Genomic DNA, 25,461 nt, shown 5'->3' on the forward strand with positions numbered 1-25,461 from the left:
CTACCTAGGTAGGCGACGCCTAAGCAGTCGAAACCAAGGGTTAATTTTACCTTCGTTCCCGATAAAGCTTGCGCGCCGCGCAACGAGTCTGGCCTCTGGTACGTCGAGACGGGTGCCGCAGGGGCGGCCCCTTCCGCCGTATTGCGTATCAGAGGATTTCCATGACCGCGCCGGTCGCCAGCACCTTCGTCCTCGCCGCCTTGGGCGGCCTGCTCCTCGCCGCACCGGTCCAGGCCGGAGGCTGCTACGGCAGCGCCTGCTACCGCCACGTGGTCATGCCGCCGGTCTACGACACGGTGCAGGAGACCGTGCTGGTGCGTCCGTCGCGCACCGTCTACCGCACCGTCCCGCCGGTCTACGATACCGTGACGGAGCGCGTGCTGGTCTCGCCGGGCGGCCGGTTCTGGCAGACGAGCCGCGGCCCCGGCGGCGAGCTGATCGGCTGCTGGGTCACCACGCCGCCGCGCTTCGCCCTGCGCACCCGGACCGTGGTGGTCCGCCCCGCGCAGGCGATCCCCGAGACGATCCCGCCGGAATATGCCAGCGTGAGCCGGCGCGTCCGCGTGGCGCCCGCCCGGGCCGGATGGGTTCCGGTCGGTGGCGGCTATGGCGGCGGCTACGCCCCCGCTTCCTATGGCGGCCCGCTGATCGGCTCGATCCCGGATGCGGTCGGCATGACCGGCGCCAGCTCGTCGGATCTCGGCGTGGCCCTCGGCTTCAGCTACGGCAGCCAGTACGAAGGGTATTGATCCGGTCCGCGTCGGCTTGATTCCGGGCGTCCCGGCGACACCTCACCGCCAACGACGGGAGGTGACGATGGGGACGTTCAAGGCCTGGGTGGTCGAGAAGGGCGAGGCCGGCCAGAGTCTCGCGTTCCGGGATTTCGACGAGGCCGACCTGATGGACGGCGACGTCACCGTGCGGGTGACGCATTCGACCCTCAACTACAAGGACGGGCTTGCGCTCACCGGCACGTCGCCGGTGGTGCGCCGCTTCCCGATGATCCCCGGCATCGACTTCTCCGGGATCGTCGAACGCTCGGACCATCCCGAATACACGACGGGCGACGCAGTGGTGCTCACCGGCTGGGGCGTGGGCGAGACGCATCTCGGCGCCTACGCGCAGCGCGCCCGGGTGAAGGGCGACTGGCTGGTGCCGCTGCCCCAGGGCCTCACCCCCGAGCAGGCCATGGCGATCGGCACCGCCGGCTACACCGCGATGCTGTGCTGCATGGCGCTCGACGCCCACGGGGTGACGCCCGACCACGGCCCGGTGATCGTCACCGGCGCCTCGGGCGGCGTCGGCTCGGTGGCGGTGGCGCTGCTCGCGCGGGCGGGCTGGCACGTCATCGCCTCCACGGGGCGGGACGGCGAGTCGGATTACCTCAGGAGGCTGGGCGCCGCCGAGATCCTCGACCGGGCGGAACTCTCGAAGCCTGGCAAGCCCCTCGGCAAGGAGCGCTGGGCCGCGGGCATCGACGCGGTCGGCTCGACCACCCTCGCCAACGTGTTGGCACAGACCCGGGCCGACGGCGCGGTGGCGGCCTGCGGACTGGCACAGGGCATGGACCTGCCGACATCGGTGGCACCGTTCATCCTGCGCGGCGTCTCGCTCCTGGGCATCAACAGCGTCACCACCCCACAGAAGAAGCGCCGCGAGGCCTGGACCCGGCTCGCCCGCGACCTCGACTTGGCCAAGCTCGCCACCATGACCAGCACGGTTCGCCTGGAGGAGGTTGGCCGGCTCGGCGAGGAGATTCTGGCCGGCAAGGTGCGGGGGCGCATTGTGGTGGAGGTGGCGTAGGAAAGCCGTCTCAGCGGCTCTTCCGGGCCTGAAGCAGGTAGCTCATCGGCAGCAGGCGGCCGGCGGCGAGGGGCTCGAAAGCCGTCGAGCTGATGTTCTCGGGAAATTCCTCGAACCGCTCGATCACGAGACCTGCGCCGATGAGGGCTTCGAACACCCGCCCGAGGGGATGCGCGAACCAGTAATGCGGTCCGACCTGCGGCGCCGGCCCATCCCCATACACGATCGCCTCCTCCCCCACGAAGGGCGTGGCGCGGAAATAGGAGTGCCGAACGAGGAGGGGTGTGTCCTCCCGCGGCTCGAACATGTTCACCACGGGGTGCTCCTCGTGGATCAGGATCCGTCCGCCCGGGCGCAGCAGGCGCGCCGGCACGGCCATGAACCGGGCGAGATCGGGCATCCAGCCGAAGACGCCGATCGTGATCACCACGAGGTCGAAGGCGCCGTCGTACCGGGCCTCGATCGCGTGCACGTCGCCCGCGACGAAGGTGCAGGCGCGCCCGGCGATCCGGGCGAGTTCCCGGGCCTGATCCAGGAACACCTCCGACTGGTCGAACCCGACCGCTTCCCGGGCGCCGAGATTCATCAGCGATACCGTTTCCCGGCCGTTGTTGCAGCAGATCTGCGCGACGGTCGCACCGTCGAGCCCGATCGATCGAAGGGCTGCTTCCATGGGGGGATCGAACCAGGAGAAGCCGGGATCCCCCGCAAACCCGTCTGTCAGACGTTTCCAGGACGGGGCGTCGCGGTGGAGTGGGGCGGAGGCGTCCCAAGCCCTGCGGTTGGCGGCGATCGCGTCGGCCGAGGATGGCGATGACATCGGCTGCTCCGCGTGATTCCGAGCGCATCGTACACGGCCGCCGCCGTAGCGGGGAAGGCGGCACGATCCGTCCGGAACCTTTGCCATGCGAGCCGTGTTGCCTGTTTTATGAGCGTCGCATTCGTCAAAGAGCCCGAGGGCGGGGAAGCATTCGAGAATCTGCCTGACCGGCCGATCTCGCCCCACACCAACTTCGTGACCCCGGAGGGCCTGGCCCAGATCGAGGCTGAGGTCGCGCGTCTGGAGAAAGAGGTCGCTTCGCTCGATCCGACCGACAAGGCCGAGGATTCCCGCATCGGGCGCGACCTGCGCTATTGGGCGGCCCGCAAGAACACCGCGCAACTCGTGGAGAGGAAGAGCGGCGATACCGTGCAGTTCGGCTCGACCGTCACGGTGCTGCGCGCGGACGATTCAGGCCAGGAGACCCGCCAGACCTTCCGCATCGTCGGCGAGGACGAGGCCGATCCGCACAAGGGCTCGATCTCCTACGTGGCACCGCTCGCCCGGGCGATCACCGGCAAGACGGTGGGCGACGTGGTCGAGGTGAACGGCCACGAGGTCGAGTTGGTCGAGATCCGCTGAGGCTCGTCCCGAGGGGGCGTACCGGCTGCACCGAAACGGTGTTCGGCAGCAATGCGAAGCCGCCGCGCCGATCTGGTTTTGCGCTGCCCCTCCTCGGCGCATCCAGCGTCAGTGGAATGCCACTCCGATCCAGCACGCGACCTCGCGACGTGCCCAGTGATTCGGTGCCGCTGTCGCTCCAGCGGGCCGGGACAACGGCGCGTCGTGCTTGCCGGGCGCCGATACTGCTCCGTGTCGCAGGCTCCCCACGGCCCCACAGCCACGCGTTGCCAGCCGTCGGATTCCGATACCGCTCAGACTCCCAGCCCCTCGAAGCGCGGCCGCAGGGGCAGGATCGCCTCCGCCATATGCTCCATGAAGACGCGCACCCGGGCGGCGTGGCGCAGGTCCGGATGCGTCAGCACCCAGAGATCGACCCCGAGATCGGGCTGCGGTCCCGACAGACGGCGCAGGGCCGGATTGGCATCGCCCGAGAAGCAGGGCAGGGGACCGATCCCGAGACCCGCCGCGACCGCGGCCTCCAGCCCCGTCACCGTGTTGATCCGCAGCCTGACGCGATCGGCCGCCGCCTGCGCGCCGACGAAGCGCGTGAACGTACCGCCGGCTACGGTCGGATCCGGACTGACCCAGGCCTCATCCGTGAGATCGCCGTAGTCGCGGTCGGCCCGGCCGTAGATGGCCCAGGCCACCGCGGCGAGGCGGCGTCCGACCAGGGTCTCGCTCGGATCGCGGCTCGCCCGGATCGCCACATCGGCATCCCGGCGCGACAGGTTGAGCGCCGCCTCGGCCAGGAGCAGCTCGATCCGGATGTCGGGATAGCGGGCGCCGAACTCCGCCAGGATCGGCATGAGCAACTCCACGGCGAGGCTCGTCGGCGCTGTCACGCGCAGCTCGCCGGAAGGTGTCTCGCTCCGGCCGGCCGCCCTGCGCTCGAACCGGGTGACGTCGGCTTCGATCCGGTTCGCCGCCTCGACCATAGCTTGGCCGCAGGGGGTCGGCACGTACCCGGTCCGCAGGCGCTCGAATAGCCGCGCCCCGAGCTTGGTCTCCAACGCCGTGAGCCGCCGGAAGGCGGTGGAGTGGTTGATCCCGAGCTGTGCCGCGGCCGCCGTCAGGCCGCCCCGCTCGGAGACGGCCTTGACGAAGCGGAACTCGTCCCAATCGAGCATGGCGATCCTTGCGTCTGCGCAAGGTAGGGTTTGCGCGGTAGGGCATTTTTGCAAGACGCGGAACGCGCGATGGAGACGGCTTCGCGTCGTCCGATGAGTCGGGCGGCCGTGTGAAACGCGAACCGGAGATCCCGACATGGCCAAGGTTCTGGTGCTGTACTACTCGACCTACGGACACGTGGAGCAGATGGCTTACGCCGTCGCCGAAGGGGCCCGCGAGACCGGGGCCGACGTGGTGGTCAAGCGCGTGCCCGAACTGGTGCCCGAGGAGGTCGCCCGGCAGAGCCACTTCAAGCTCGATCAGGCGGCCCCGGTCGCCACCGTCGACGAACTCGCCGATTACGACGCGATCATCTTCGGGACGCCGACCCGCTACGGCAACATGGCCTCGCAGATGAAGCAGTTCATCGACCAGACCGGCGGCCTCTGGATGAAGGGCGCTCTGGTCGGCAAAGTCGGCTCGGTCTTCACCTCCACGGCCTCGCAGCATGGCGGCCAGGAGACGACCCTGACGAGCTTCCACACGGTGCTGTTCCACCACGGCATGGTCGTGGTCGGGCTGCCTTACAGTTTCCAGGGGCAGGGCGGTGTCGAGGCCGTGAAGGGCGGCACACCCTACGGCGCCAGCACGATCGCGGACGGCGACGGCTCGCGCCAGCCGAGCCCCGTGGAGCTGGAGGGCGCCCGCTTCCAGGGCCGCCACGTCGCCGGCATCGCGGCCAAGCTGGCCTGAGGCTTTCAGCCAAGAAAAAAGGCTCGGATTGCTCCGAGCCTGAAAGGAAAAAGGCCATTGGGGGCTGAGAAGGCCTTCGTGATCAATAAACGGGCGGCGGAGAGGTCTGTTCCGCCGCTGGCGAAATAAATCGCATCCTGCCTCAACGGGGTGCGGCGGCCCGGGCCAGCCGGTCGCGGATCGCCTCGCCGAGCCCATCGGAGGGAACCGGCACCACCGCGATGGCGGCGGCGCCGGAAGCATCCAACGCCCGCAGCGCGCCGAACAGGCGCGCCGCCGCCTCCGCCAGGTCGCCGGCCGGGCTCAGGTTCAGCGCGGCACGGGCCCCGGCCAAGCCGGCCGGGTGTTCATCCCCGAACAGCAACACCGCCTCGCCGGGCTCGACAGACGTCGCATCGAGGCGGACCTGCGCCCGGGGCGCGTAGTGCGAGGCGAGCATGCCTGGGCCTGCCGGGTGGTCGGAATCGGCGGGATCAGCCCCCACCGGATCAAGGCCCAGGACCGCGCGGAGCGCTGCCCGGGTGATCCCGCCCGGCCGCAGCAGGCGCGGGACGCCGCCCAGGCAGGCTACGACGGTCGATTCAACCCCCACCGGCGTGTCGCCGCCGTCGAGCACCGCGGCGATCCGGCCGGCGAGATCATCGAGAACGTGGGAGGCCCGCGTCGGGCTCACCCGGCCCGAGCGGTTGGCCGAGGGCGCGGCCACCGGCCGGCCGACTTCGGACAGGAGCACCCGCGCCAGTGGATGCGCCGGCACCCGCAGGGCGACGCTCGGCAGGCCGGCGCGGGCGAGGTCGCAGACGCGCGTCCCTGGATCGGCCGGCACCACCAGGGTCAGGGGGCCCGGCCAGAAGGCTTCCGCCAGACGGCGCGCCAAACCGTCGAACAGGCCCTCTGCGAGGGCCGCGTCCATATCCGGCAGATGCGCAATCAGCGGGTTGAAGCGCGGCCGTTCCTTGGCGGAGAAGATCCGCGCCACGGCGGCGGGATCGGTCGCGTCCGCTCCGAGGCCGTAGACCGTCTCGGTCGGGAAGGCCACGAGGTCGCCCGCCCGCAGGAGTGCCGCCGCCTCGGCGAGGCCGGCCGTGTCGGGGTCGAGCCGCCGGGTCGCGGCCGGGACCGTTGACCCGGGATCGTTCATGGGGGAAGCCGTCTCAGAGACAGGGGCACGGCGCGCGCCTATTCTCGGGCCGCCGTAGACCCGGGACGCGGGCGCGGTCAAACCCGCGCCCGAGAACGGGCGGGCCGCCGCCCAGGGAGGATCGTCATGAGCTACCGCGCGCCAGTCCCGGAGATGCTGTTCACCCTCCAGCACGTGGCCGGGCTCGACGCGGTCGATCCTGAGGATGCCGAGGCGATTCTCTCCGAGGCCGGGCGGATCGCCGCCGGCGTGCTCGCCCCGCTCAACCGGGTCGGCGACCGGCACGGTACGCCGTTCGCAGAGGGGCGCGTCACCACCCCGCCGGGCTGGCGGGAGGCCTACCGCACCTTCACGGAGGGCGGCTGGAACGGTCTCTCGGCGGAGGCGGATCACGGCGGGCAGGGGCTGCCGAAGCTGATCGAGGCCGCCTGCACCGAGATGTGGAACGGCGCCAACCTCGCCTTCGGCCTCTGCCCGCTGCTGACCCAGGGGGGCATCGAGGCGCTGGCGGCCCACGGCTCTGACGACCTGAAGGCGCGCTACCTCGAGAAGCTGGTCTCGGGCGAATGGCCCGCCACCATGAACCTGACGGAGCCGCAGGCCGGCTCCGACCTCGCCCTGCTGCGGACCCGGGCCGTCCCGGCCGGCGACGGCACCTACAGGATCACAGGATCCAAGATCTACATCACCTACGGCGAGCACGACCTCGCCGACAACATCGTCCACCTCGTCCTGGCCCGGCTGCCGGACGCGCCGGCCGGAACCCGGGGCATCTCCCTGTTCCTCGTGCCGAAGGTACTTCCCGATGGCACCCGCAACGACCTGCGCTGCTCCGGCGTCGAGCACAAGCTCGGCATCCACGCCTCGCCGACCTGCTCGATGGCGTTCGGCGACCAGGGCGGTGCCACCGGCTGGCTGATCGGCCAGGAGAACAAGGGGCTGGCCTGCATGTTCACGATGATGAACGCGGCCCGCCTCAATGTCGGCCTCCAGGGCGTCGGCGTTGCCGAGGCCGCGACCCAGCGGGCCTTGGCCTATGCGCAGGAGCGCCGGCAGGGGAAGGCCATCGGGGCCGCCGAGGCGACGAGCCCGATCGTCGCGCATCCCGACGTGCAGCGGATGCTGCTGACCATGAAGGCCTACACGGCCGCCGCCCGGGGCATCTGCTACCTCACCGCCGCCGCCCTCGACGCCTCGAAGGGTGCTGAGGGGCAACCCGCCCTCGACCGGGCCTCCCTGCTGACGCCGGTGGCCAAGGCGTTCTCGACGGACCTCGCCAACGAGGTGACCTCCCTCGGCGTGCAGGTCCATGGCGGCATGGGCTTCGTGGAGGAGACCGGCGCGGCGCAGCTGATGCGCGATGCCCGGATCCTCGGCATCTACGAGGGCACCAACGGCATCCAGGCCATCGACCTCACCGCCCGCAAGCTGCCGCTGAACGGCGGCGCCACGGCGCGTTCGCAGATCGCCTGGATGCGCCGGGCGGCCGAGGGCCTGCTGAAGGCGGGGGACCCGGCCTTCGGTCACATGGCGGCGCGGCTGCGGGACGGGATCGGCAGCCTCGACCGGGCGACGAGCCATCAGCTCGCGGCGCTCGCCTCCAACCGACCGGAGAACGCCCTCGCGGGGGCGACCCCGTATCTGCGCCTGTTCGGCCTCGTGCTCGGCGGCGCCTGCCTCGCCCGCAGCGCGCTGGCGGCCGCGGCCGCCCGGAAGGCGGGCGAGACCGATCCGGCCCACGCCGCCCGCATCGCGCTCGCGCGCTTCTACGCCGAGAACCTCCTGGTGGCCGCCTCCGGGCTGGAGCAGAGCGTGGTCGCAGGCGGCGCCTTCACGGACGAAGCCGGGATGGCGCTGGCAGTCTGAGGGGCCGCCGGAGCCGCAGGCATATCGCGCTGGCTCCGCCCTGCGGCACGATGTTCAATGCCCGCGATTCGTCCCCCGGCCGGGCCGTGGCCGCCCGGCCGTGGGAGACGATCGGGTCGGGGAGCCGACAGGGGGTGGGCATGAATTTCGACAAGCAGCGGCGTCTCGTCGAGCGCCTGCTGGAGCGGACACGTGCGGGGGAGCTGGTCTGGCAGGAAAGTATCCGGCCGGACGTGTTCCAGGCTGCCTTTCAGAACAGCAGCGTGCAGATCAAATCGGTCGATGACGGGCGCTTCACCGAGTTCCACGTCTCGATCATCGATGCCATCGGCCGGATCGTCGACGATTTCGGGCGCGATGAGCTCGATCGCGACAGCCCGCGCCAACCAGGGTCGTGGTCGCGCGCCCTGGAGGAGCTCTACGCCCTGGCGCGTCGGAGCGCGTTGCGGGCGGATGACGCGATCGACAGTATACTGGCTGAAATCGAATAGGGATCGGATCCGGACGCCGCCATGCAGACGATCATCATCAGCGACCTGGAGGGCGGCGTCCGCCTGATCACCCTGAACCGCCCGGAGAAGAAGAACGCGCTCACGGGCGCGATGTACGACGCCATGCGGGAAGCCCTGGCCCAGGCCGATGCGTCGGACCAGATCGGCGCTGTCGTGTTCGCCGGGCAGCCCGGCATGTTCAGCGCCGGCAACGACCTCGCCGATTTCATGAGCGGAGCTGGGGACGGGTTCAGTGCCTCGCCGGCTCTGGCCTTCATCCGCCAACTGGCCCGCACGCGCACCCCGATGGTGGCGGCAGTCGACGGGATCGCGGTGGGGATCGGCGCGACGCTCTGCCTGCATTGCGACCTCGTCTATGCCAGCCCGGCGGCGCGGCTGCGCATGCCGTTCGTGGAACTCGGCCTCGTGCCGGAGGCGGCGTCGAGCTACCTGCTGCCCCTGCGGGTCGGGCGGCTGCGGGCGACCGAGTTGCTGCTCCTGTCCCGGCCGCTGGAGGCCGACGAGGCGCAGGCGCTCGGACTCGTCAACGCGGTTCTCCCGGCCGACATGCTGGTGGAGCAGGCCGTCGCCCAGGCGACCAAGCTGGCCGCCCTGCCGCGCGGGGCGCTCGCCGCCTCCCGGGCGCTGATCCGGGGCGATCAGGCCCAGGTCGAGGCGGCCCTGGAGGCCGAGGCCAAGGCGTTCGACGCGCAGCTGCGCTCGCACGAATCCCAGGAGCGGCTCGCAGCCTTCCTCAACCGCGCCAAGCCTGCCTCGGCGTGAGCGCGCCCGATCTGTCGCACAAGATCTGCCTGGTTGCGGGCGCCTCGCGGGGCGTCGGCCGGGGGCTGGCCCGGGCGCTCGGCGAGGCGGGCGCCACCGTGATCGTCACCGCCCGGTCCAGCGAGACCGGCGCGCGGACCGAGATGCGCTCGGAATCAATCGAGGACACCGCCCGCATGGTCGATGAGGCCGGCGGGCGCGGCCATCACTATCTCTGCGATCACCGCTCTGAGCGCGCCACGGACGCAATGATGCACTGGGTGCTCCGCCGGTTCGGTCGGATCGACGTGGCGGCCTGCAGCGTCTGGGGCGGCAACGAGGGCTATGACGGCGAGCGCTATCCGGACGGGGCCGGCTGGGGCACGCCGTTCTGGCGCCGTTCCGCCGAGCCCTATCTCGGCTTCCTCGAAGCCGGTCCTTTGCCGGCTCTGCTCCTGGCCCGCGCCGTGGCCCCCGCCATGGTGGCGGCGCGCTCCGGGCTGATCGCGCTGGTCTCGTTCGGGACCGAAGAGTACCTCGGCGATATTTTCTACGACTCGGCCAAGGCCGCCACCAACCGGCTGGCGCTCGCCTTCGCCCGGGAACTCGCGCCACACGGCGTCACGGCGCTCGGCCTGTCGCCGGGCTACGTCGCCACCGAGCGGGCGCGCGATCTCGGTCAGGACGCGCTCGCCACCGAGGGGCCGCTCTATGCCGGCCGGGCGCTCGCCGCACTGGCTGCCGATCCAGACATCGCGAGCCGGGCCGGCGCGGTTCTGCACGCGGGCGATCTCGCGCGGGTCTATGGCTTCACGGACGCGGACGGCACGCAACCCGAGCGATTCCGGGTCGGACCGTGACCCTCCCCGAGGCTGCGGCTGTCGCCGAAATGGCGCAACCCCCGGGCAAGAGGGCTGGATTCGCCGTCGACGCGCGGGAGGGGGTTGATTCGCAGCGTCCGGACGGGCGTCCTGTCGACCGCACCGGTCGGGATTGTTGCGGCAGCGAAAAACGGCCTCAATTCGCCCGCAAGTGAGGAGCGCGCCTGCACCTGCACTGATTCCTCCCGGGGCCGGACAGCGCGCGTGAATAGAGGGAAACTGGCATGTCGCAAGCGAACACGGCCCCGCGCGTGCTGATGGTGTTCCCGAAATTCTACGAAAACTCCATGTGGAACTTCAAAGAGGCCATGGAGATCCAGGGCGCCCGTGCCCCGGCGCCGCCGCTCGGCCTGATCACGCTCGCCGCGATGCTGCCGCCAGCTTGGCAGGTGACCCTGGTCAACCGCAACTGCGAGGAAGTCACGGACGACCAGATCCGCGCGGCCGACCTCGTGATGACCGGCGGCATGCTGCCCCAGGAGCCGGACTGCCTGGTCGTCATCGACAAGTGCGTGGCGCTCGGCACCCCGGTCTGCGTCGGCGGCCCGGCGCCGACCTCGACGCCGGAGGTCTACGACAAGGCGGATTTCCTCGTGCTCGGCGAGGCCGAAGGCATCCTCGATAAATTCGTGGCCGCCTGGGAATCCGGGGCGCGCCGCGGCCGGCTCACGGCGGAGAAGTTCAAGGCCGACGTCACCAAGAGCCCGATCCCGCGCTTCGACCTGCTGACCTTCAGCCACTACCTCTACATCGGCGTCCAGTTCTCGCGCGGCTGCCCGTTCACCTGCGAGTTCTGCGACATCATCGAACTCTACGGCCGCGCCCCGCGGACCAAGACCACGCCGCAGATGCTGGCCGAGCTCGACCGGCTGTACGGCCTCGGCTACCGGGGCCATGTCGATTTCGTCGACGACAACCTGATCGGCAACAAGAAGGCGATCAAGCTGTTCCTGCCGCATCTGATTCAATGGCAGGCGGATCACGGCTACCCGTTCAAGTTCTCCACCGAGGCCTCGCTCAACCTCGCGGATGACGAGGAACTGCTCGGGATGATGCGGGACGCGAATTTCTTCGCCCTGTTCACCGGGATCGAGACGCCCGACGAGGCGACGCTGATCCAGACCCAGAAGAAGCAGAACACCAAGCGCTCGATCGCCGACAGCGTGCACAAGCTGTACGAGCACGGGATGTTCGTCACCGCCGGCTTCATCGTCGGCTTCGACACCGAGCAGGACAGCATCTCCAAGGCGATGTCGCTCTGCATCAGCCAGACCGGCATCCCGATCGCGATGGTCGGCCTGCTCTTCGCCCTGCCGAACACGCAGCTCTCGCGCCGCCTGCGCAAGGAGGGCCGGCTCTACGAGAATTACGCGGCGACCACCGCCGATCAGGGCGACCAGTGCACCCAGGGTCTCAACTTCGTGACCCTGCGCCCGCAGCGCGACGTGCTGGCCGATTATCGGGACGTCCTGCAGGAGGTCTACGACCCGGTGAACTTCTTCGACCGGGTCCGCGTCGTGGCCCGGCGGGTGAAGCGGCCGAAATTCGCGGCCCAGAAGCTCAACTGGGGCCACATCGCTCACGACCTCTGGTCGCTGGCCCGCGTGTGCTGGCGGATGACCGTGCGGCGGCCCGAACTCGCCAAGCACTTCTGGAGCGTGTTCCTCGAGACCGCACGCCACAATCCGGCGGCCCTGGAGGCGGTGGTCACCAACATGGTGATCTACCTGCACGTCTATCCGTTCTCGCGCTACGTCATCCGTGAGATCAACGGCCGGATCACCGAGCTCGACGCCGGCCGCTGGGTGCAGCCGCCGGTCCTGGCCCCGGAAGCCGAGGGCTGCGGCAAGGCGGCGCCGGTGGGCAAGGTGGTGGCGAAGGCCGAGGTGAAACACCTCGCCGCGGTGGCGTGACGGGTTGCCGGCGTGGGCGGGATCCCGCCACGCCGCCCTTGCCGCCGTTCCCCGTAAACCTTAGCTGACCCCCGCGAGGCCACGTCCTCCCCCCGTCTGGCGGGGCACAAGCCCGGGACGGCCCGGCCCTTTCAGGAGGGCCGCCATGCCCTGGATCTATCTCGTCACCGCGGGTGTGCTGGAGGTCGTCTGGGCCTTCGCCATGAAGCAGTCGGACGGTTTCACACGCCTCTGGCCGACCGCACTCATGGCCGTGGCGATGGCCGGCAGCGTGGGCTTCCTGGCGCTTGCCATGCGCACGCTGCCCCTGGGCACCGCCTACACGATCTGGACCGGCATCGGCGCCGTCGGCGCGTTCCTCGTCGGCATCACGGTGCTCGGCGAGGCGGCGAACGCCACGCGGATCCTCGCGGCCGGCCTGATCGGCTCGGGGCTTGTGCTGATGAAGCTCTCGAGCCCAGGTTGAGCCCTGCACCAGGGCGGCTGCCGTGCGCGCAGGCCCTCAGGCCGCCCGCACCGTCGCCAGGAACGTGTCGATCTCCCGACGCAGCTCGGCGGATTGTTCGGACAGGCTCGCCGCTGACATGAGCATCCGCGTGGCGGCCGTGCCGGTCTCGTCGGCGGCCTGCGCCACCGAATCGATCGTGCCCGTGACCGCGCCCGTGCCGGTGGCCGCCTCCGCGACGTTGCGGGCGATCTCCCGGGTCGCCGCGCCCTGCTCCTCGACGGCGGCCGCGATCGAGGTCGCCACGTTGTCGATCTCGCGGATCCGCGCCGCGATGCCGTCGATCGCATGGACGGTTTGACCCGTTGCCCCCTGGATGCGCCCGACCTGCCCGGAGATCTCCCCGGTTGCCCGGGCGGTCTGCTCGGCGAGCTGCTTCACCTCGGCGGCAACCACCGCGAACCCCTTGCCGGCCGCGCCAGCCCGGGCAGCCTCGATCGTGGCGTTCAGCGCCAGCAGGTTGGTCTGGCCGGCGATGTCGGTGATCAGCCGCACCACGTCGCCGATCCGGCCGGCCGCGGCGCTCAGTTCCTGCACGAGGCTGCCGGTCTCGCCGGCCTGGACCACCGCGCCCCGGGCGAGCTCGGCCGAGCCGTCCACTTGGCGGCTGATCTCCTGGACCGAGGCGCCGAGCTCCTCGGCCGCCGCCGCCACGGTGCCGACATGCTGCGCCGCTTCCTGCGCGGCGCCGGCCACCGTCGCCGAGCGCGCGGCCGTGTGGATGGCGGTGCTCGACATCGCCTCGGCATCGGCGCGCAGGCCGAGCGCGGCGTCCGACACCCGCGCCAGCACGCCGCCGACCGCGACCTCGAAGGATTCGGCCATGGCGTGGACGGCGCGGCGGCGCTGGGTCTCGGCATCCTGGCGGGCGAGGGCAGTGTCCCGCTCCAGCGCGCGGCTGCGGATGAGGTTGTCCTTGAACACCTGAACGGCGGCCGCCATCGCGCCGATCTCGTCGCGCCGGCCCGTATGGGGAACTGCCACACGCTCGTCGCCGTCGGCGAGCCGCCCCATCGCGCCGGTCATGCGCGCGATGGGGCGGGCGATCCCGAACACGGCGAACAGCATCGCGGCGGCGGCGACTGCGAGGCCGACCACGGTGGCGGCGAGCGCGATGAGCTTGGCCCGCGTGGCCTCCCGCACGGTCTCGGCGACATTGGCCTCCGTCTGGGCGCGCGCCGAGGCGATCGTCTCGGTGAGGCTCGCCACGGCCGCGTCGTTCTGGGCTCCTGTCGCGGGGTTCAGCACCAGCGCGAGGGCGCCGGGCTGATCGCCGGCGATCATCAGCTCGACCACTTGGAGCTGGATATTCTGATAGGCGTTCCAGGCGGTGGTGAAGCGCTCGTAGATCGCCTGATCCGCCGGCTTCGTCAGCCGGCTCTGGAAGGATTGGCGCAGGTCGGAGAGGGCCCCGAGCGTGTCAGTGAGCGCGGTCTGGTTCTTGTCCAGGGCCGCCATATCGGGCGAGGCGACCGCGAGCCTGTAGAGGTTCAGCCGCGCATCCCGGACGGCCTTTCCGAGGGATTCGGCGAGGTTCTGGGTGGGCAGCGCCCGCTCCGAGACCGCGATCGCGTTCGCCTCGATCTCCGACAGGGCCGTGACGCTGGCGATACCCTGCCCGACAGCGGCGAGGGCGAGCAGTCCGATCGCGCCGGAGAGAACGGCCTTGAGGGAGAAACGCATCGAAGCTTCCGTCTTCGCGGCGGTGCCGCGCCTTCAGGACGCGTATTCTCCGATAAAAATCTTAATCTTTTGCCGATCGGGACCGGAACTATCCCTAAAGCCACTTCTTCCATCGGAAGAAGAAGTACGGAAATACCGCGGCCACGACCATCATGACCAGGGCCATGGGGTAACCGTACGGAAGGTCCAGCTCCGGAATGGACTTGAAATTCATGCCGTAGATCGAGGCGATCAGGGTCGGCGGCATGAAGACAACGGCCATGACCGAGAACAGCTTGATGATGTTGTTCTGCTCAAGGTTGACGAGGCCGAGGGTCGCGTCGAGCAAAAATTGAATTTTGTTGTTGAGGAAGGTGGCGTGCTCCTCCAGGGATTGAAGATCCCGCAGGGTCGAGCGGACATCCTCCCGCAGGTCGCGCGGTGCCTTGTTGGTCCGGTAGGTCGCCGACAACGAGAGCAGGATCCGCTCCATCGAGACGAGGCTCTCGCGCTGCTTCGAGATCAGGTCGCCGTGCCGGCCCAGCGCGCGCAGCGTGTCCTGCAGGGCGGTGTTGCGGGCGGACGGGTCTTCCTGCACCTCGAAGATCTTGCCCGAGAGGCGGTCGATCCGCTCGCCCTGGAGCTGGAGCACGTCGGCGGCGCGGTCGATCACCGCCTCGATCAGGCCCGCCAGGATCGACTCGCCGGAGGGCGCCGAGGTGCTGCCGTTGCCCATCGAGCGGCCGGCGCGCTGGGTGTACATCCGGAAGGCCTGCGGCTCCTCGTGGCGCACGGTCACGAGGCGGTTGCCCCGCAGGATGAAGGTGATGCCGGCAAGCCCCGGTTCCTCGGAATCGCTCACCTTCGAGAGCACCCGCCCGGTCATGTAGCGGGCACCCTCCTCGACGTAGAGCAGCTCGGACGGCTCGATGTCCTTCATCTCCTCGCGGGTCGGCACCTCGATGCCCGCAAAGGCCTCGACCTTCATCTCCTCCTCGCGACTCGGGCGGATCAGATCGAGCCAGACGGTATCCTCGGGGATCGTGTCCTGGAGGTCGACGACGCGGCGTTCAAGCTGCGTGGATCCGGCGCCTTGGGCGGGATGGTGGATGAAGATCACGAACAGGTCTCGGGTGCAGGACGGTCACGGGACAGCGCTGGGTTTTATCCGCATCCGGCACGGCGACTCCCGGCGCAAGCTGCGCCGTGGGTGTGGCCGTGTTTTCTGACACTTCCGTGACATTGCCGCCCGGTTCCGGGATTCACCGCCGGACCGGAGCGGCCTGCGCAAACGCGGCCCCGCACCGGCCACCGTGGAGGCCGGCCTAATTGCAACCGTCGCAGATGCTGTTGTCGATCTTGTCGGTGAGGGCCCGCTCGCGTCGCTCTTGCCGGCGGGACGGGACCTCACCGGGGCCCATGGAGGTGCCCGGCGGCTTGGTCACACCGTATTGGTTCGTGTTCGGCGCCGTGATGGTCGAGGCGGGGCCGCCGCCGGTACCGGTCTGGTCGGGCGCGACGGTCTGCGCCGCCAGCGAGCCGGGCAGGACAAGGCTCAGGGCGGCAAGCGCCAGCGGGCGCAGGGATCCTCGGTGCATGGCCATCTCCAATCGCCGAGAGAACGTGAGACTCCTCCGCAGGTTGCGTGCCTCACCGACGGGACGCGGGGCGCCGGAACACGCCGACCATCTCGACATGTCCCGCGTGGCGGAACTGATCGACCGGCGTGACGCCCTCCAGCCGGTAGCCGCCGGCCACGAGGGTGGCGGCGTCGCGGGCGAACGTGCCGGCATCGCAGGCGATGCCGACCACCAGCGGCACCCGGGATGCGGCGAGCTGGCGGGCCTGGGCCTCCGCGCCGGCCCGGGGCGGATCGAACACCACCGCGTCGAAAGCATTGAGTTCGAGGGGCAGCAGCGGGCGGCGGAACAGGTCGCGGCGCTCGGTCGTGATTTGCCGGAGGCCTGTCGCCGCGCGAGCGGCCCGGTCGAGGCCGGCGAGGGCCGCCGCATCAGATTCCACGGCGTGGACCGCGGCGCGCCCGGCCATCGCGAGGCTGAGGGGCCCGCAGCCCGCAAACAGGTCGGCGACGCGGCGCAGGCGGGGTCCGAGGGCGGCCAGAGTCAGCTCCGTGAGGACCGCTTGTCCGGCCGCGGTGGCCTGGAGGAAGCCGCCGGGCGGCGGGTACAGGCGCGTGTCGCCGCCGGTGACCGAGACCGGCTCGGCCTCCATCAGGCGCTCGCCGTGGAGCGACAGACGTGCGAGCCCGAGTTCGCCCGCGACCCGTACCAGGGCGGCGCCCACGCCCGCACTGACGGGACCGTGGCCCCGCAGGTCCACGTCGAGGCCCTGGTCGGTGGCGGTGACGGCCACGTCGAGCGGTTTGCGGCCGTGGCCGAGGGGGGCGGCGAGGCGGCGCGCCACCTCGGGTGCCGGCTGCAGCGCCGGCACGGTGATCGGGCAATGGTCGATCGGCACCAGCGCGTGGCTGCGCGCCGCCATCAGGCCGGCTTCGGCCCGGCCCTCGACGGCGCGGACGTGCAGCGTGAGCCGCCGCCGCCCGGCCCCGTGGGCATCGATGGCTGGTTCGGGCGTCACGGCGAGCCCGGCCTGCGACAGGGCCTGCGCGACGAGACCGCGCTTCCAGACGAGTTCGGACGGACGGGCGAGGTGCTGCGTCCGGCAGCCGCCGCAGCGCATGACGTAGGGGCAGAACGGCGCGACGCGGTCGGGGGAGGCCTGCTCGATGCCGAGGAGCTCGGCGCGGCGCCCCTCGCGCCGGATCGTGACGCGCTCGCCGGGCAGCGCATCGGGGACGATGGTCCCGTCCTCCGCGATGCCGTCGCCCCGGGCGCCGAGATCCCGGATCGTCACCGTCTCGCTCAGGGTCTCGCTCACGAAAACCTCGCGCCGATCAGGAATTCGACATTGCCGTCGCCGCCGGTCACCGGCGAGGCGATCAGGCCCAGGATCGCGGCGCCGAGCCGCTCCAGCTCGCCGCGCACGGAGGCGCAGACCTCCGCGTGGACGGCAGGATCGCGCACGAGGCCGCCCCGGCCGATCCGATCGCGGCCGGCCTCGAATTGCGGCTTGATCAGTGCGACGAGGCTCGAGCCCGGTGTCAGGAGCGCCGGCAGCACAGGCAGCACGAGGCGCAGGCCGATGAAGCTGACATCGACGCTCGCGAGGTCCGGGCGCGGTGTCAGCGCTGCCGGATCGAGGCCGCGGATGTCCGTGCCCTCCCGGTTCGTCACGCGCGGATCGGCCGCGAGCCTGGAATGGAGCTGCCCCCGGCCGACATCGACCGCATGGACGTGGCGCGCGCCCCGGGTCAGCAGCACATCGGTGAAGCCGCCGGTCGAGGCGCCGACATCGAGGGCGACGCGGCCCGCCGGATCGAGGCCGAACGCGTCGAGCGCCGCCGCCAGCTTGAGGCCGCCGCGGGAGGCGTAAGGATGCTCGGCGACGGCCTCGACCCGGGCCCCCGGTTCGATCTGCTCCGAGGCGCGCGCGAGCGGCCGGCCATCGACGCGCACCTTCCCGGCCCGGATCGCGGCCTGCGCCCGGGCCCGGCTCTCGAAATGGCCGTGCTCAACGAGGAACAGATCGGCGCGCCGCGCCGACGTGGTGTGGTCCGGTATGGTCCGGTCGGAGGTCATCAGGGCTTCGTGCGGTCCCGGCAGATCTGCGGCATAGGTTCCCGCGCCCGGCCCTGTCGATGGCCGGCGCGCTTCCTACCTAGACCGGGCCTGACAGGAGAGCCACCGCATGATTCGTACCCTGCCGCTGCTCGCAGTGCTCGCCACCGTCGCCGCGGGCGGCGCCCACGCCCAGGAGCCGCCGAAGGAGGCCGCCAAGGCCGCCGAGACCTTCTCGGCGCCGATCAAGAACGCCAAGGGCGACACGATCGGCTCGCTGGCGATCCGCGACGGCGCCAACGCCCTGGTGCTGCGCGTCGCGCTCCAGGCCGGCGCCCTGTCGCCCGGCTGGCACGGCCTGCATTTCCACGCCGTCGGCGACTGCTCCGATCCGAAGTTCATGAACTCCAAGGCGCACGTGAACCACGATCAGAGCAAGCACGGCCTGCTCAACCCGGACGGGCCCGACGAGGGCGACCTGCCGAACCTCTATGTGGCGCAGGACGGCTCCGCCAACGCCGAGGTCTGGAGCGAGACCCCGCTCAACGGCGAGGGCGGCCTGAAGGACGGGGATGGCTCGGCGCTGATCATCCACGCCAACGAGGACGACCACACCAGCCAGCCGATCGGCGGCGCCGGCGACCGGGTCGCCTGTGCGGTGATCAAGTAACCGGGTTTTCGATCACCGCCTGGGGCGAGGGCATCGCGGGCGGGATCGGCCGCGGGCGGCCGGCCTCGTCGATCGCCACGAAGGTGAGGGTGGCCTGCGTCACCCGCTCCCGGACCTGGGTGCAGAAACGCCGCGCCCAGGCCTCGACTTCGATCTTCATCGAGGTCCGGCCGACATGCGAGACCCGGGTGTAGACGCAGAGCACGTCGCCGACCCGGACCGGCCGGATGAACGTCATGGCGTCGAGCGCAACCGTGACGACACGGCCCTGCGCCCGGTCGACCCCCGCGATGCCGCCGGCCTGATCCATCTGTGACAGGACCCAGCCGCCGAAGATGTCACCATTGGCGTTGGTGTCGGCCGGCATCGCGATGGTGCGGACCGTGAGGTCGCCTTTGGGCAGGTCGTCTTTGGACAGATCGGTCTCCGGGGGCGGCGTCACGCTCGCGGCCGATGAGATCCCGACGTGCTGCATGCCGTCCACCCCGTCCGTCGCGCGCCGTCAGACCAGAAGGCCGGCGAGCTTGAGCCCGGCCGCCAGCAGGATGGCGGCCCCGCTCAGGATGCATTCGAGCGGGATCGATTGCCAGAGGTCCGGCGTCGCCGTTGCGGGCTCGGCGCTTTGCGCAAGATCGTTCATCGGGAATCCTCCCGGGCCGGCCGATCTGTCGCCGCCGGTCCCGTTGCCTGCATCATACCGCATGGCCGTCCCAGGCGCATCCCGAATCGGGGCATGAAAAACCCGGCGGCTCAGGGAGCCGCCGGGTCGGTCAAGCGCGGCTGCGCTTAGTAGAAGAACCGCCGACGGTAATAGTGGCGACGGAAGTAGGGCCGCGGGCCGTAGAAACGGCGGCCGTAGAACCGGCGACCGTAGTAAGGACGACGGTAAAAGGGCCGCGGGCCGTAGAAGCGGCGACGGTAGTAGTACTGGGCCTTCTCAGTCACCGCCGGGGCGGCAGTGGCCGGAAGGGCGAGGCCCGGACCGATCGGCGCGGCGGACGCGCCCTCCGGCGCCGCGGCCGCGAAGCCTAGCACCAGCAGGGCCGCGAGCAGGAATTTCCTCAGCACGGTCTCGACTCCCTTGAGTGATTGCGTCTTGGACGACGAACCGCACGGGAAGCGAGAGCCACCGCCCGGTCCGAAACGCTGCAACGCGTGGGCGAGGCGAAGCGTTGCAGCGTAACCACTGCTGAGTTCCGGACAGGGTTCATCGCGCGTTGAGGACTTGGTGCTCAGGCGATCTTCGTCGTCATGTCCTCGATGCGCGCCTCGGCGCTTTGCCGCACGAGGGCGATGCCGTGTTCGCAATCCTCGCGGCGGACATAGCCCTCACCCGACTCGGCGATCACCTCGCCGTTGCGCGCCCGCAGGCGCCAGCGCCACTCACCCTTCGCGTCCCGGTAGAGTTCGAACCGCATGATCCCGGCCCCCTGACAATCCGCTGGATCAGATGGGTTGCCGGGCCCGGAAGGGAAGGCGTCCGCCGCAGGGCGGGACGCCAAGGCCGGACGCCGAGGCGGGATGCGGGACAGCCATGACGCTCCCCCGCACGCGGTTCAATCCGCTTACTTCGCCTTGTCGGCGATGCCCTTGAGGCCGGCCTCGTAGACGCCCGCGATCGCCTCCTTGGCCTTGTCGTCCGGAGCGCCCTTGGCCTTGAAGGTGCCCGTCCACGTCACCTTCGAGCCGTTGCCAGCCTTCGCCACCATGATGGTCGAGTGGTAATCGGTGACGGGCAGCGGGCCTTCCAGGATCGTGTAGGTGTAGTCCATCTTCTTGTCGCTGCGGGACTCTTCCTCCTCGACGATCGTGCCGCCACCCTTCAGGCTGAGGGTGCGGACATCCTTGCCGCCCTTCTTGGACAGGGCGCATTTCTCGATCACCGGGTGCCAGTCGCCGATCCCGCAGAATCCGCCGATGGTCTTCCAGACCGTCTCCGGCGAAGCCGCGACATCCGCGGTTTTCGTGACTTCGAGGGCCAGAGCCGGTGAGAGCGACGCCACGACGAGGGCGGCGGCCGGGATGATAATCCTGAGCATGAGGCGTTTTCTCCGATCATTGGTTTGCGGGCCTTCTGGCCGGCGCGATCAACTAGCGCGCGATTGAGCTGCTACGAGAGCAACCTTCAGATCCTCACGGATCTGTGAGTCCAAAAAAACAGCCGCCCGGGACGGCTTCGTCCCGGGCGGCTGTTTCGCATCAGCGATGTCGTGGTGGTGTCAGGAGCGAGGCGCCCGCTCCAGCCATCCGATGTTGCGGCCTTCGCCGCCGCCACCGCCGTTCCGCGGACGGGCTTCAGCCCGCTGGGGCCGGCCGTCGCGGTTCGGGCGGCCCTGGTTCGGGCGCTCCCCCTGCGGCCGGGCCGGCCGGTCGGCGCGGGCCTCGCGACCCTGCGGGGCGGGACCGCGGTTGTCATTGCGCCCGTCGGTCCGCCCGTCCTGGGGACGACCCTGCCGGGGCGCGCCCTGGCCGCCGAAGCCGCGGCCGCCCTCGGGCCGGCCCTGCTGGGGACGACCCTGCTGCGGCCGGGACCGCTGGCCCGGACGGCCGCCGCCGGGGCGCTGCTGCTGCCGCTCGGGCCGGCGCTCCTCCTCGCGGGCGATCTCGGCTGCCTCCTGGCGCGAGGGCGGGTTGAAGCCCTCGGGGAAACCCGCCACCGGCACCTTCTGGCGGGTGATCCGCTCGATGTCGCGCAGGTAGGCCTTCTCCTCGTCGTTGCAGAACGAGATGGCGAGCCCGTCGGCGCCGGCGCGGGCGGTGCGGCCGATCCGGTGGACGTAGCTCTCCGGCACGTTCGGCAGGTCGAAGTTGACCACGTGGCTCACACCCTCGACGTCGATGCCGCGGGCCGCGATGTCGGTGGCGACCAGAACCCGGCAGGAGCCGTCCTTGAAGGCGGCCAGCGCCCGCTCGCGCTGGGGCTGGCTCTTGTTGCCGTGGATCGCGGCGGCCGCGATGCCGACCTTGTCGAGGCCGCGCACCACCCGGTCCGCCCCGTGCTTGGTGCGGGTGAAGACGAGCACGCGCTCGATCGCCGGATCGCGCAGGATGTGCCCGAGCAGCGCCTGCTTGGCGCCGGTATGGACGAAGATCACCTGCTGCTCGACCCGCTCGGCCGTGGTGGCGACGGGCGTCACCGCGACCTGGACCGGGTCTTTGAGGTACTGGCTCGCGAGGCCGGCGATGTTCTTCGGCATGGTGGCCGAGAAGAACAGGCTCTGGCGCTTCTCAGGCAGCATCTTCACGATGCGCTTGAGGGCATGGATGAAGCCGAGATCGAGCATCTGGTCGGCCTCGTCGAGGACGAGGATCTCGACACCTTCGAGCGTCAGGGAGCGGCGGTCGACGAGGTCGATCAGCCGGCCCGGGGTGGCGACGAGGATGTCGACCCCCGGTGCCAGCGCCCGCTCCTGGCGGCTGATGGTGACGCCGCCGAACACGACTGTGGTGGTGTAGTGCAGGTGGCGGCCGTAATCGGTGAACGACTCGGCGATCTGGTTGGCGAGCTCGCGGGTCGGCGAGAGCACCAGCACCCGGCAGCCGCGGCGCGGGGCGCGGCGGTCCGAGAGCGAGAGGCGGTGCAGGATCGGCAGCGCGAAGGCCGCGGTCTTGCCAGTGCCGGTCTGGGCGATGCCGCAGAGGTCGCGGCCCGTCATGGCCGGCGGGATCGCCTGGGCCTGGATCGGGGTCGGCGCGACGTAGCCGGCCTCGCTGAGCGCCCGCAGAACAGGCTGGGCAAGGCCGAAATCGGTGAATTGGGTCAAGGATGTATCCGATGCAGCAGGAGCGGCCGGGCGCCTCGCGGTGCGAGCGGTGCCGTGTTCGGGCCGGTCCGTTGGCAGGGGGCAGCCCGCGTGATGGGGCGGCCCGGGTGCATGCACGTTATGAAGAGGGGGGCCGGATCACGCCGGAAGGCGCCCGATCCGTCACGCAGCCCCCTCAAGCGGGCCATGGCGGCCGCTGACGCTGCATCGCCGATATGCGGGTGTGCAGCTGCGAAGTCAATGCAGCGCGGCCGGCTCCGGCGCATGGCACCGCCCCCATAGGCGCACGGCTCGATCGAGGCCGGGCCGCCCGAACCACTGCCCGGGAGGGGTGGTACAGGGGCGCGGCGCGGTCCCGAGGATTGGCCATCCTCCGCCCAGTCCCGGTGCCGCGCAGCCCGAACGAATCTTGAATTGCCCTGCGCAATCCTTGAGGAAGCGCAGACGATGGCGCGGCCCGGACAGGCCTCGTGCCAGCTGACGAGGGGGAAGAATGATCCGGTCTGTTCTGTCGGTGAGTGCCGGTCTGGCGGTGATCGCGGTCGTCTTCGCAGCCCTGTGGATCGGCTATGGCCCGCGTCCTCAGGGCGGCCCGGACAAGCGGGCCGCCGCAGCCATTCCCCTGTCGCAACAGGCGCACAACCCCGTAGACGCCAAGGGGCAGTCCATCCGCACCATCGCGCCGGGATCGCCGTCCGGTCCTGGGATGGCGGCGACGGCGCCCCCGGTGTCATCCCCGCCCGCGGTTGCCCCGGCCAACCCGCCGGTGAACCCCGGTCCGTCGGTCGATCCGGGTTCTCCCGCGCGGCAGGCGGACGGCCCGTCCACGACGGGTCTGAGGACGGAGACGGCCCCCGGCGATGCGCGCGAACCATCCGTGCCGCCCCCCGGCGGGAGCGTCGATCTCAACACGGCGTCGGTCGAGCAGTTGAACGCCCTCGGGGCCGGCATGATCGGTCGGCGAATCGTCGAGTTCCGCCCCTACGCCGCGCCCGATGAGCTCCTGTCGCGTCGCGTCCTGAAGCGGACCGATTACGACACCATCAAAAATGCGATCACCGTCCGCTAGCCCTGCGGACGGGGGCGCCGCAGTGAACGCGCGGCCATCGCGGGCGTTGTCGTCCGATCGCGCGCGAGACGTGATCGTGGAACGCTCAAGGAGTTTGCCATGCGCAAGACCGCATTCATCGCGGCCGTGGCCCTGATGTCGATGGGAACCGCCAGCTTGGCCGCCGAATCTACGGGCGCCTCTGGTCCGTCCGGTACGACGCCCCGGATGCAGGGGTCGCCCAACGCCGCGGGCTTCGGCAAGGCTGAAACCACCGGGACTGCCGGCGCCACGACGCCGGACACCACAGCCAGTGAGAACGGCAAGATGAAGGGGCCGCCGAACGCGTCAGGATTTCAGCACGGCAATTCCGGCACGCCGGCGGCCCGCTGATCCGGAAGCGGGGTCGCGTTTCGGCAGCTTGCCGGGGAGCCCGATCCGTGTGCGACCCACTATGACGGTTGGTGCATCGCGAAGGGCACCATCCGTCAGCCGACCCCACCGTCGGGATGGGTTCGGGAGCCAGTGCTCGCGTACTGCTGTGTCGGATTGCTCCGTGAGGGACGATCGTCCGCATCACGTTCTGCACCCATCTTCTCTCATCGTTCGAGAAAAGAGTGGTGCGGCCAAGAGGACTCGAACCTCCACCCCTCGCGGGACTAGCACCTCAAGCTAGCGCGTCTACCAATTCCGCCATGGCCGCATCGGACGCGATGATCCGTGTCCGCTCGCTCGACAGAGGCGGCCCGCGGGAGATCCCGGAGGCCGGTACGGTGTCGGCGGCGCAGCGGATAACAGATCGCTTAGCTGCCGACAAGCGCCTCGCTCATGCGGACTCGTATCCGTTGTCCAGAAGCGAGGCCGCGCCGTCGCCGATGCTGGCGCCGGGCTCCACGATCGAGGCGGCCTTGCGGATCAGCTCGGTCACCTCGATGGAGATCCGGTCGCCCGTCACCACGATCTGCCCACGGGCGATCGGATGCTGGTTGGCCAGGATCTCGACCATGTCGCTGTCGCTGGCCTCCAATTCGATCACGGCACCGCGGCCCATGCGCAGCAGCATGTGCAGCGGCATGCGCGTGCGGCCGAGTACCACCGTCAGATCGACCTTCAGCGTCTCGAAGACCGCCACAGCCCGCCATCCCGTCTCGCGGCCACGCCCTTGCTTGCAGAGCCCTTGCAACCGCTGGCCGCGGATGTTGAAGGCTGCAACCATCGCTGCAGGATGGTGAACCCTTGGTAAACGCGACGCGCCTCACGGTTGGCCCGCACGCCTTCCCGAAGCGGCCCGGCTCCGATCCGGTCGCCGGGCCGGTGGCATGGCGGGTGAGCGACGCGCCCGTGGACTACCAAGCCGCCATCGCCTGGATGGAGGCGCGGGCCGAGGCGATCGCCCGCGGTGCCGCCCCGGAATGCGTCTGGCTGTTGGAGCACCCCCCGCTCTACACCGCCGGGACGTCGGCGCGGCCGGAGGATCTCGTGGCGCCGGACCGGTTCCCGGTCCACGCCACGGGGCGGGGCGGGCAATACACCTATCACGGGCCCGGCCAGCGCGTGGCCTACGTGATGCTCGACCTCGACCGCCGCAGCCGCGACCTGCGCGCCTACGTGGCGAGCCTGGAGGCGTGGCTGATCGCGACGCTCGCGGCCTTCAACGTCCGCGGCGAGCGCCGGGAGGACCGGGTCGGCGTCTGGGTGCGCCGCCCCGAGAAGGGGCCGGAGGTCGAGGACAAGATCGCGGCGATCGGCATCCGGGTGCGCCGCTGGGTCAGCTTCCACGGGATCAGCCTGAACGTGGAGCCGGACCTCGCCCATTTCGACGGGATCGTCCCCTGCGGGGTGCGCCAGCACGGCGTGACGAGCCTGGTCGATCTCGGCCTGCCGGTGAGCCTGGTCGAGGTGGACATGCCGTTGCGGGCGGCGTTCGAGGAGATTTTTGGGGTTACGGCGATAGAGGAGGTGGCAAACGCTGTTTGACCGGTCCCGGACGGAATAACCCAGCGACAAGCGTGT

General features: G+C 70.4%; 29 protein-coding genes and 1 tRNA gene. 14 read left to right on the top strand and 16 right to left on the bottom strand.

All coding sequences use genetic code 11. The annotated features are described in order from the left end of the window. The first annotated feature begins 161 nt into the window (after window positions 1–161). Together MKK88_RS11265 and MKK88_RS11270 are read left to right on the top strand one after the other, a co-directional pair. Window positions 162–749 carry a hypothetical protein gene (locus MKK88_RS11265; protein WP_243999662.1) on the top strand — a complete coding sequence of 196 codons (588 nt, stop codon included), beginning with the start codon at window positions 162–164 and terminating at the stop codon, window positions 747–749. Between the two features lie 67 nt (window positions 750–816). Beyond that, window positions 817–1,803, top strand: coding sequence for an MDR family oxidoreductase (locus MKK88_RS11270; protein WP_243999664.1), 987 nt, complete (start codon window positions 817–819; stop codon window positions 1,801–1,803). A 10-nt stretch (window positions 1,804–1,813) separates the two neighbouring features. Here MKK88_RS11270 and MKK88_RS11275 read toward each other — a convergent pair whose 3' ends face one another. Further along, complete coding sequence (locus MKK88_RS11275) at window positions 1,814–2,623, bottom strand: class I SAM-dependent methyltransferase (protein ID WP_243999666.1); 810 nt, start codon at window positions 2,621–2,623, stop codon at window positions 1,814–1,816. 108 nt (window positions 2,624–2,731) lie between these two features. Between MKK88_RS11275 and greA the strand changes: the two genes are divergently transcribed. Continuing rightward, on the top strand, window positions 2,732–3,205 hold the full coding sequence (gene greA, locus MKK88_RS11280) for a transcription elongation factor GreA (RefSeq protein WP_243999668.1): 474 nt from the start codon (window positions 2,732–2,734) through the stop codon (window positions 3,203–3,205). A gap of 293 nt (window positions 3,206–3,498) precedes the next feature. On the opposite strand, the gene MKK88_RS11285 is transcribed toward greA, so the two are convergent. Beyond that, window positions 3,499–4,374, bottom strand: a complete 876-nt coding sequence (locus MKK88_RS11285) for a LysR family transcriptional regulator (protein ID WP_243999670.1) — start codon at window positions 4,372–4,374, stop codon at window positions 3,499–3,501. A gap of 136 nt (window positions 4,375–4,510) precedes the next feature. Here MKK88_RS11285 and wrbA point away from each other — a divergent pair, with 136 nt between their 5' ends. Further along, a complete protein-coding gene (gene wrbA, locus MKK88_RS11290) occupies window positions 4,511–5,107 on the top strand; it encodes an NAD(P)H:quinone oxidoreductase (RefSeq protein ID WP_243999672.1) in 597 nt (198 codons plus the stop codon). A 142-nt stretch (window positions 5,108–5,249) separates the two neighbouring features. Here the strand turns inward: wrbA and MKK88_RS11295 are convergent, their stop codons facing one another. After that, window positions 5,250–6,248, bottom strand: a complete 999-nt coding sequence (locus MKK88_RS11295) for an L-threonylcarbamoyladenylate synthase (protein ID WP_243999674.1) — start codon at window positions 6,246–6,248, stop codon at window positions 5,250–5,252. Window positions 6,249–6,374: 126 nt separating this feature from the next. Here MKK88_RS11295 and MKK88_RS11300 point away from each other — a divergent pair, with 126 nt between their 5' ends. The 6 genes from MKK88_RS11300 to MKK88_RS11325 all read left to right on the top strand — a co-directional run bounded on the left by MKK88_RS11300 (window position 6,375) and on the right by MKK88_RS11325 (window position 12,627). Continuing rightward, window positions 6,375–8,114, top strand: a complete 1,740-nt coding sequence (locus tag MKK88_RS11300; protein WP_243999675.1) for an acyl-CoA dehydrogenase — start codon at window positions 6,375–6,377, stop codon at window positions 8,112–8,114. 140 nt (window positions 8,115–8,254) lie between these two features. Beyond that, on the top strand, window positions 8,255–8,605 hold the full coding sequence (locus MKK88_RS11305; protein WP_243999677.1) for a hypothetical protein: 351 nt from the start codon (window positions 8,255–8,257) through the stop codon (window positions 8,603–8,605). A 21-nt stretch (window positions 8,606–8,626) separates the two neighbouring features. Then, entirely contained in the window at window positions 8,627–9,388 is a 762-nt protein-coding gene (locus MKK88_RS11310; RefSeq protein WP_243999679.1) for an enoyl-CoA hydratase-related protein, read from the top strand. Beyond that, a complete protein-coding gene (locus MKK88_RS11315) occupies window positions 9,385–10,227 on the top strand; it encodes an SDR family NAD(P)-dependent oxidoreductase (protein ID WP_243999681.1) in 843 nt (280 codons plus the stop codon). The genes MKK88_RS11310 and MKK88_RS11315 overlap by 4 nt, the downstream gene beginning before the upstream one ends. Window positions 10,228–10,472: 245 nt before the next feature. After that, the gene (locus tag MKK88_RS11320; protein WP_243999683.1) at window positions 10,473–12,161 is read left to right on the top strand and encodes a B12-binding domain-containing radical SAM protein; all 1,689 of its coding nucleotides are present in this window, start codon (window positions 10,473–10,475) and stop codon (window positions 12,159–12,161) included. 145 nt (window positions 12,162–12,306) lie between these two features. Further along, window positions 12,307–12,627, top strand: coding sequence for a DMT family transporter (locus MKK88_RS11325; RefSeq protein WP_243999685.1), 321 nt, complete (start codon window positions 12,307–12,309; stop codon window positions 12,625–12,627). A gap of 36 nt (window positions 12,628–12,663) precedes the next feature. Here MKK88_RS11325 and MKK88_RS11330 read toward each other — a convergent pair whose 3' ends face one another. The 5 genes from MKK88_RS11330 to MKK88_RS11350 form a co-directional block, all read right to left on the bottom strand. Next, a complete protein-coding gene (locus MKK88_RS11330) occupies window positions 12,664–14,349 on the bottom strand; it encodes a methyl-accepting chemotaxis protein (RefSeq protein WP_243999687.1) in 1,686 nt (561 codons plus the stop codon). 94 nt (window positions 14,350–14,443) lie between these two features. Further along, on the bottom strand, window positions 14,444–15,448 hold the full coding sequence (locus tag MKK88_RS11335; protein ID WP_243999689.1) for a magnesium transporter CorA family protein: 1,005 nt from the start codon (window positions 15,446–15,448) through the stop codon (window positions 14,444–14,446). 205 nt (window positions 15,449–15,653) lie between these two features. Next, window positions 15,654–15,926, bottom strand: coding sequence for a hypothetical protein (locus MKK88_RS11340; RefSeq protein ID WP_243999690.1), 273 nt, complete (start codon window positions 15,924–15,926; stop codon window positions 15,654–15,656). 52 nt (window positions 15,927–15,978) lie between these two features. Next, window positions 15,979–17,226: a class I SAM-dependent RNA methyltransferase gene (locus MKK88_RS11345; RefSeq protein ID WP_243999692.1), complete on the bottom strand. Its 1,248-nt coding sequence runs from the start codon at window positions 17,224–17,226 to the stop codon at window positions 15,979–15,981. After that, window positions 17,223–17,987 (bottom strand): TlyA family RNA methyltransferase, encoded by a 765-nt coding sequence (locus tag MKK88_RS11350; RefSeq protein ID WP_243999694.1) that lies wholly within the window; start codon window positions 17,985–17,987, stop codon window positions 17,223–17,225. Before MKK88_RS11350 ends, MKK88_RS11345 begins: the two co-directional genes overlap by 4 nt. 109 nt (window positions 17,988–18,096) lie before the next feature. Here MKK88_RS11350 and MKK88_RS11355 point away from each other — a divergent pair, with 109 nt between their 5' ends. Beyond that, complete coding sequence (locus MKK88_RS11355; protein WP_243999696.1) at window positions 18,097–18,636, top strand: superoxide dismutase family protein; 540 nt, start codon at window positions 18,097–18,099, stop codon at window positions 18,634–18,636. On the opposite strand, the gene MKK88_RS11360 is transcribed toward MKK88_RS11355, so the two are convergent. The 6 genes from MKK88_RS11360 to MKK88_RS11385 form a co-directional block, all read right to left on the bottom strand. After that, a complete protein-coding gene (locus MKK88_RS11360) occupies window positions 18,629–19,111 on the bottom strand; it encodes an acyl-CoA thioesterase (RefSeq protein WP_243999698.1) in 483 nt (160 codons plus the stop codon). The two genes, MKK88_RS11355 and MKK88_RS11360, sit on opposite strands and share 8 nt — an antisense overlap. A 27-nt stretch (window positions 19,112–19,138) precedes the next feature. After that, entirely contained in the window at window positions 19,139–19,276 is a 138-nt protein-coding gene (locus MKK88_RS11365) for a hypothetical protein (RefSeq protein WP_243999700.1), read from the bottom strand. Between the two features lie 146 nt (window positions 19,277–19,422). Beyond that, window positions 19,423–19,704 (bottom strand): hypothetical protein, encoded by a 282-nt coding sequence (locus MKK88_RS11370; protein WP_243999702.1) that lies wholly within the window; start codon window positions 19,702–19,704, stop codon window positions 19,423–19,425. Window positions 19,705–19,868: 164 nt separating this feature from the next. Further along, a complete protein-coding gene (locus MKK88_RS11375) occupies window positions 19,869–20,054 on the bottom strand; it encodes a YegP family protein (RefSeq protein WP_012320748.1) in 186 nt (61 codons plus the stop codon). A 147-nt stretch (window positions 20,055–20,201) separates the two neighbouring features. Next, window positions 20,202–20,675 carry an SRPBCC family protein gene (locus tag MKK88_RS11380; protein WP_243999704.1) on the bottom strand — a complete coding sequence of 158 codons (474 nt, stop codon included), beginning with the start codon at window positions 20,673–20,675 and terminating at the stop codon, window positions 20,202–20,204. A gap of 180 nt (window positions 20,676–20,855) precedes the next feature. Continuing rightward, window positions 20,856–22,400, bottom strand: a complete 1,545-nt coding sequence (locus MKK88_RS11385) for a DEAD/DEAH box helicase (RefSeq protein ID WP_243999706.1) — start codon at window positions 22,398–22,400, stop codon at window positions 20,856–20,858. Between the two features lie 493 nt (window positions 22,401–22,893). Between MKK88_RS11385 and MKK88_RS11390 the strand changes: the two genes are divergently transcribed. Continuing rightward, the gene (locus MKK88_RS11390; protein ID WP_243999708.1) at window positions 22,894–23,469 is read left to right on the top strand and encodes a ComEA family DNA-binding protein; all 576 of its coding nucleotides are present in this window, start codon (window positions 22,894–22,896) and stop codon (window positions 23,467–23,469) included. Window positions 23,470–23,568: 99 nt separating this feature from the next. Further along, window positions 23,569–23,841 (top strand): hypothetical protein, encoded by a 273-nt coding sequence (locus MKK88_RS11395; protein WP_243999710.1) that lies wholly within the window; start codon window positions 23,569–23,571, stop codon window positions 23,839–23,841. Window positions 23,842–24,066: 225 nt separating this feature from the next. On the opposite strand, the gene MKK88_RS11400 is transcribed toward MKK88_RS11395, so the two are convergent. After that, window positions 24,067–24,151 (bottom strand) — tRNA-Leu (locus tag MKK88_RS11400). 123 nt (window positions 24,152–24,274) lie between these two features. Beyond that, complete coding sequence (locus MKK88_RS11405; RefSeq protein WP_243999834.1) at window positions 24,275–24,580, bottom strand: FliM/FliN family flagellar motor switch protein; 306 nt, start codon at window positions 24,578–24,580, stop codon at window positions 24,275–24,277. 104 nt (window positions 24,581–24,684) lie between these two features. Between MKK88_RS11405 and lipB the strand changes: the two genes are divergently transcribed. After that, window positions 24,685–25,425 carry a lipoyl(octanoyl) transferase LipB gene (lipB, locus tag MKK88_RS11410; protein WP_243999712.1) on the top strand — a complete coding sequence of 247 codons (741 nt, stop codon included), beginning with the start codon at window positions 24,685–24,687 and terminating at the stop codon, window positions 25,423–25,425. Window positions 25,426–25,461: the final 36 nt, after the last annotated feature.

This window comes from Methylobacterium sp. E-005 (genome assembly GCF_022829725.1).
Lineage (GTDB): Bacteria > Pseudomonadota > Alphaproteobacteria > Rhizobiales > Beijerinckiaceae > Methylobacterium.

Excerpts from the sequence above, each read along its gene's own strand:
- MKK88_RS11265 (WP_243999662.1), top strand. The coding sequence starts at position 162 with ATGACCGCGCCGGTCGCCAGCACCTTCGTCCTCGCCGCCTTGGGCGGC.
- MKK88_RS11270 (WP_243999664.1), top strand. The coding sequence starts at position 817 with ATGGGGACGTTCAAGGCCTGGGTGGTCGAGAAGGGCGAGGCCGGCCAG.
- MKK88_RS11275 (WP_243999666.1), bottom strand. The coding sequence starts at position 2,623 with ATGTCATCGCCATCCTCGGCCGACGCGATCGCCGCCAACCGCAGGGCT.
- greA (WP_243999668.1), top strand. The coding sequence starts at position 2,732 with ATGAGCGTCGCATTCGTCAAAGAGCCCGAGGGCGGGGAAGCATTCGAG.
- MKK88_RS11285 (WP_243999670.1), bottom strand. The coding sequence starts at position 4,374 with ATGCTCGATTGGGACGAGTTCCGCTTCGTCAAGGCCGTCTCCGAGCGG.
- wrbA (WP_243999672.1), top strand. The coding sequence starts at position 4,511 with ATGGCCAAGGTTCTGGTGCTGTACTACTCGACCTACGGACACGTGGAG.
- MKK88_RS11295 (WP_243999674.1), bottom strand. The coding sequence starts at position 6,248 with ATGAACGATCCCGGGTCAACGGTCCCGGCCGCGACCCGGCGGCTCGAC.
- MKK88_RS11300 (WP_243999675.1), top strand. The coding sequence starts at position 6,375 with ATGAGCTACCGCGCGCCAGTCCCGGAGATGCTGTTCACCCTCCAGCAC.
- MKK88_RS11305 (WP_243999677.1), top strand. The coding sequence starts at position 8,255 with ATGAATTTCGACAAGCAGCGGCGTCTCGTCGAGCGCCTGCTGGAGCGG.
- MKK88_RS11310 (WP_243999679.1), top strand. The coding sequence starts at position 8,627 with ATGCAGACGATCATCATCAGCGACCTGGAGGGCGGCGTCCGCCTGATC.
- MKK88_RS11320 (WP_243999683.1), top strand. The coding sequence starts at position 10,473 with ATGTCGCAAGCGAACACGGCCCCGCGCGTGCTGATGGTGTTCCCGAAA.
- MKK88_RS11325 (WP_243999685.1), top strand. The coding sequence starts at position 12,307 with ATGCCCTGGATCTATCTCGTCACCGCGGGTGTGCTGGAGGTCGTCTGG.
- MKK88_RS11330 (WP_243999687.1), bottom strand. The coding sequence starts at position 14,349 with ATGCGTTTCTCCCTCAAGGCCGTTCTCTCCGGCGCGATCGGACTGCTC.
- MKK88_RS11340 (WP_243999690.1), bottom strand. The coding sequence starts at position 15,926 with ATGCACCGAGGATCCCTGCGCCCGCTGGCGCTTGCCGCCCTGAGCCTT.
- MKK88_RS11350 (WP_243999694.1), bottom strand. The coding sequence starts at position 17,987 with ATGACCTCCGACCGGACCATACCGGACCACACCACGTCGGCGCGGCGC.
- MKK88_RS11355 (WP_243999696.1), top strand. The coding sequence starts at position 18,097 with ATGATTCGTACCCTGCCGCTGCTCGCAGTGCTCGCCACCGTCGCCGCG.
- MKK88_RS11360 (WP_243999698.1), bottom strand. The coding sequence starts at position 19,111 with ATGCAGCACGTCGGGATCTCATCGGCCGCGAGCGTGACGCCGCCCCCG.
- MKK88_RS11365 (WP_243999700.1), bottom strand. The coding sequence starts at position 19,276 with ATGAACGATCTTGCGCAAAGCGCCGAGCCCGCAACGGCGACGCCGGAC.
- MKK88_RS11375 (WP_012320748.1), bottom strand. The coding sequence starts at position 20,054 with ATGCGGTTCGAACTCTACCGGGACGCGAAGGGTGAGTGGCGCTGGCGC.
- MKK88_RS11380 (WP_243999704.1), bottom strand. The coding sequence starts at position 20,675 with ATGCTCAGGATTATCATCCCGGCCGCCGCCCTCGTCGTGGCGTCGCTC.
- MKK88_RS11390 (WP_243999708.1), top strand. The coding sequence starts at position 22,894 with ATGATCCGGTCTGTTCTGTCGGTGAGTGCCGGTCTGGCGGTGATCGCG.
- MKK88_RS11395 (WP_243999710.1), top strand. The coding sequence starts at position 23,569 with ATGCGCAAGACCGCATTCATCGCGGCCGTGGCCCTGATGTCGATGGGA.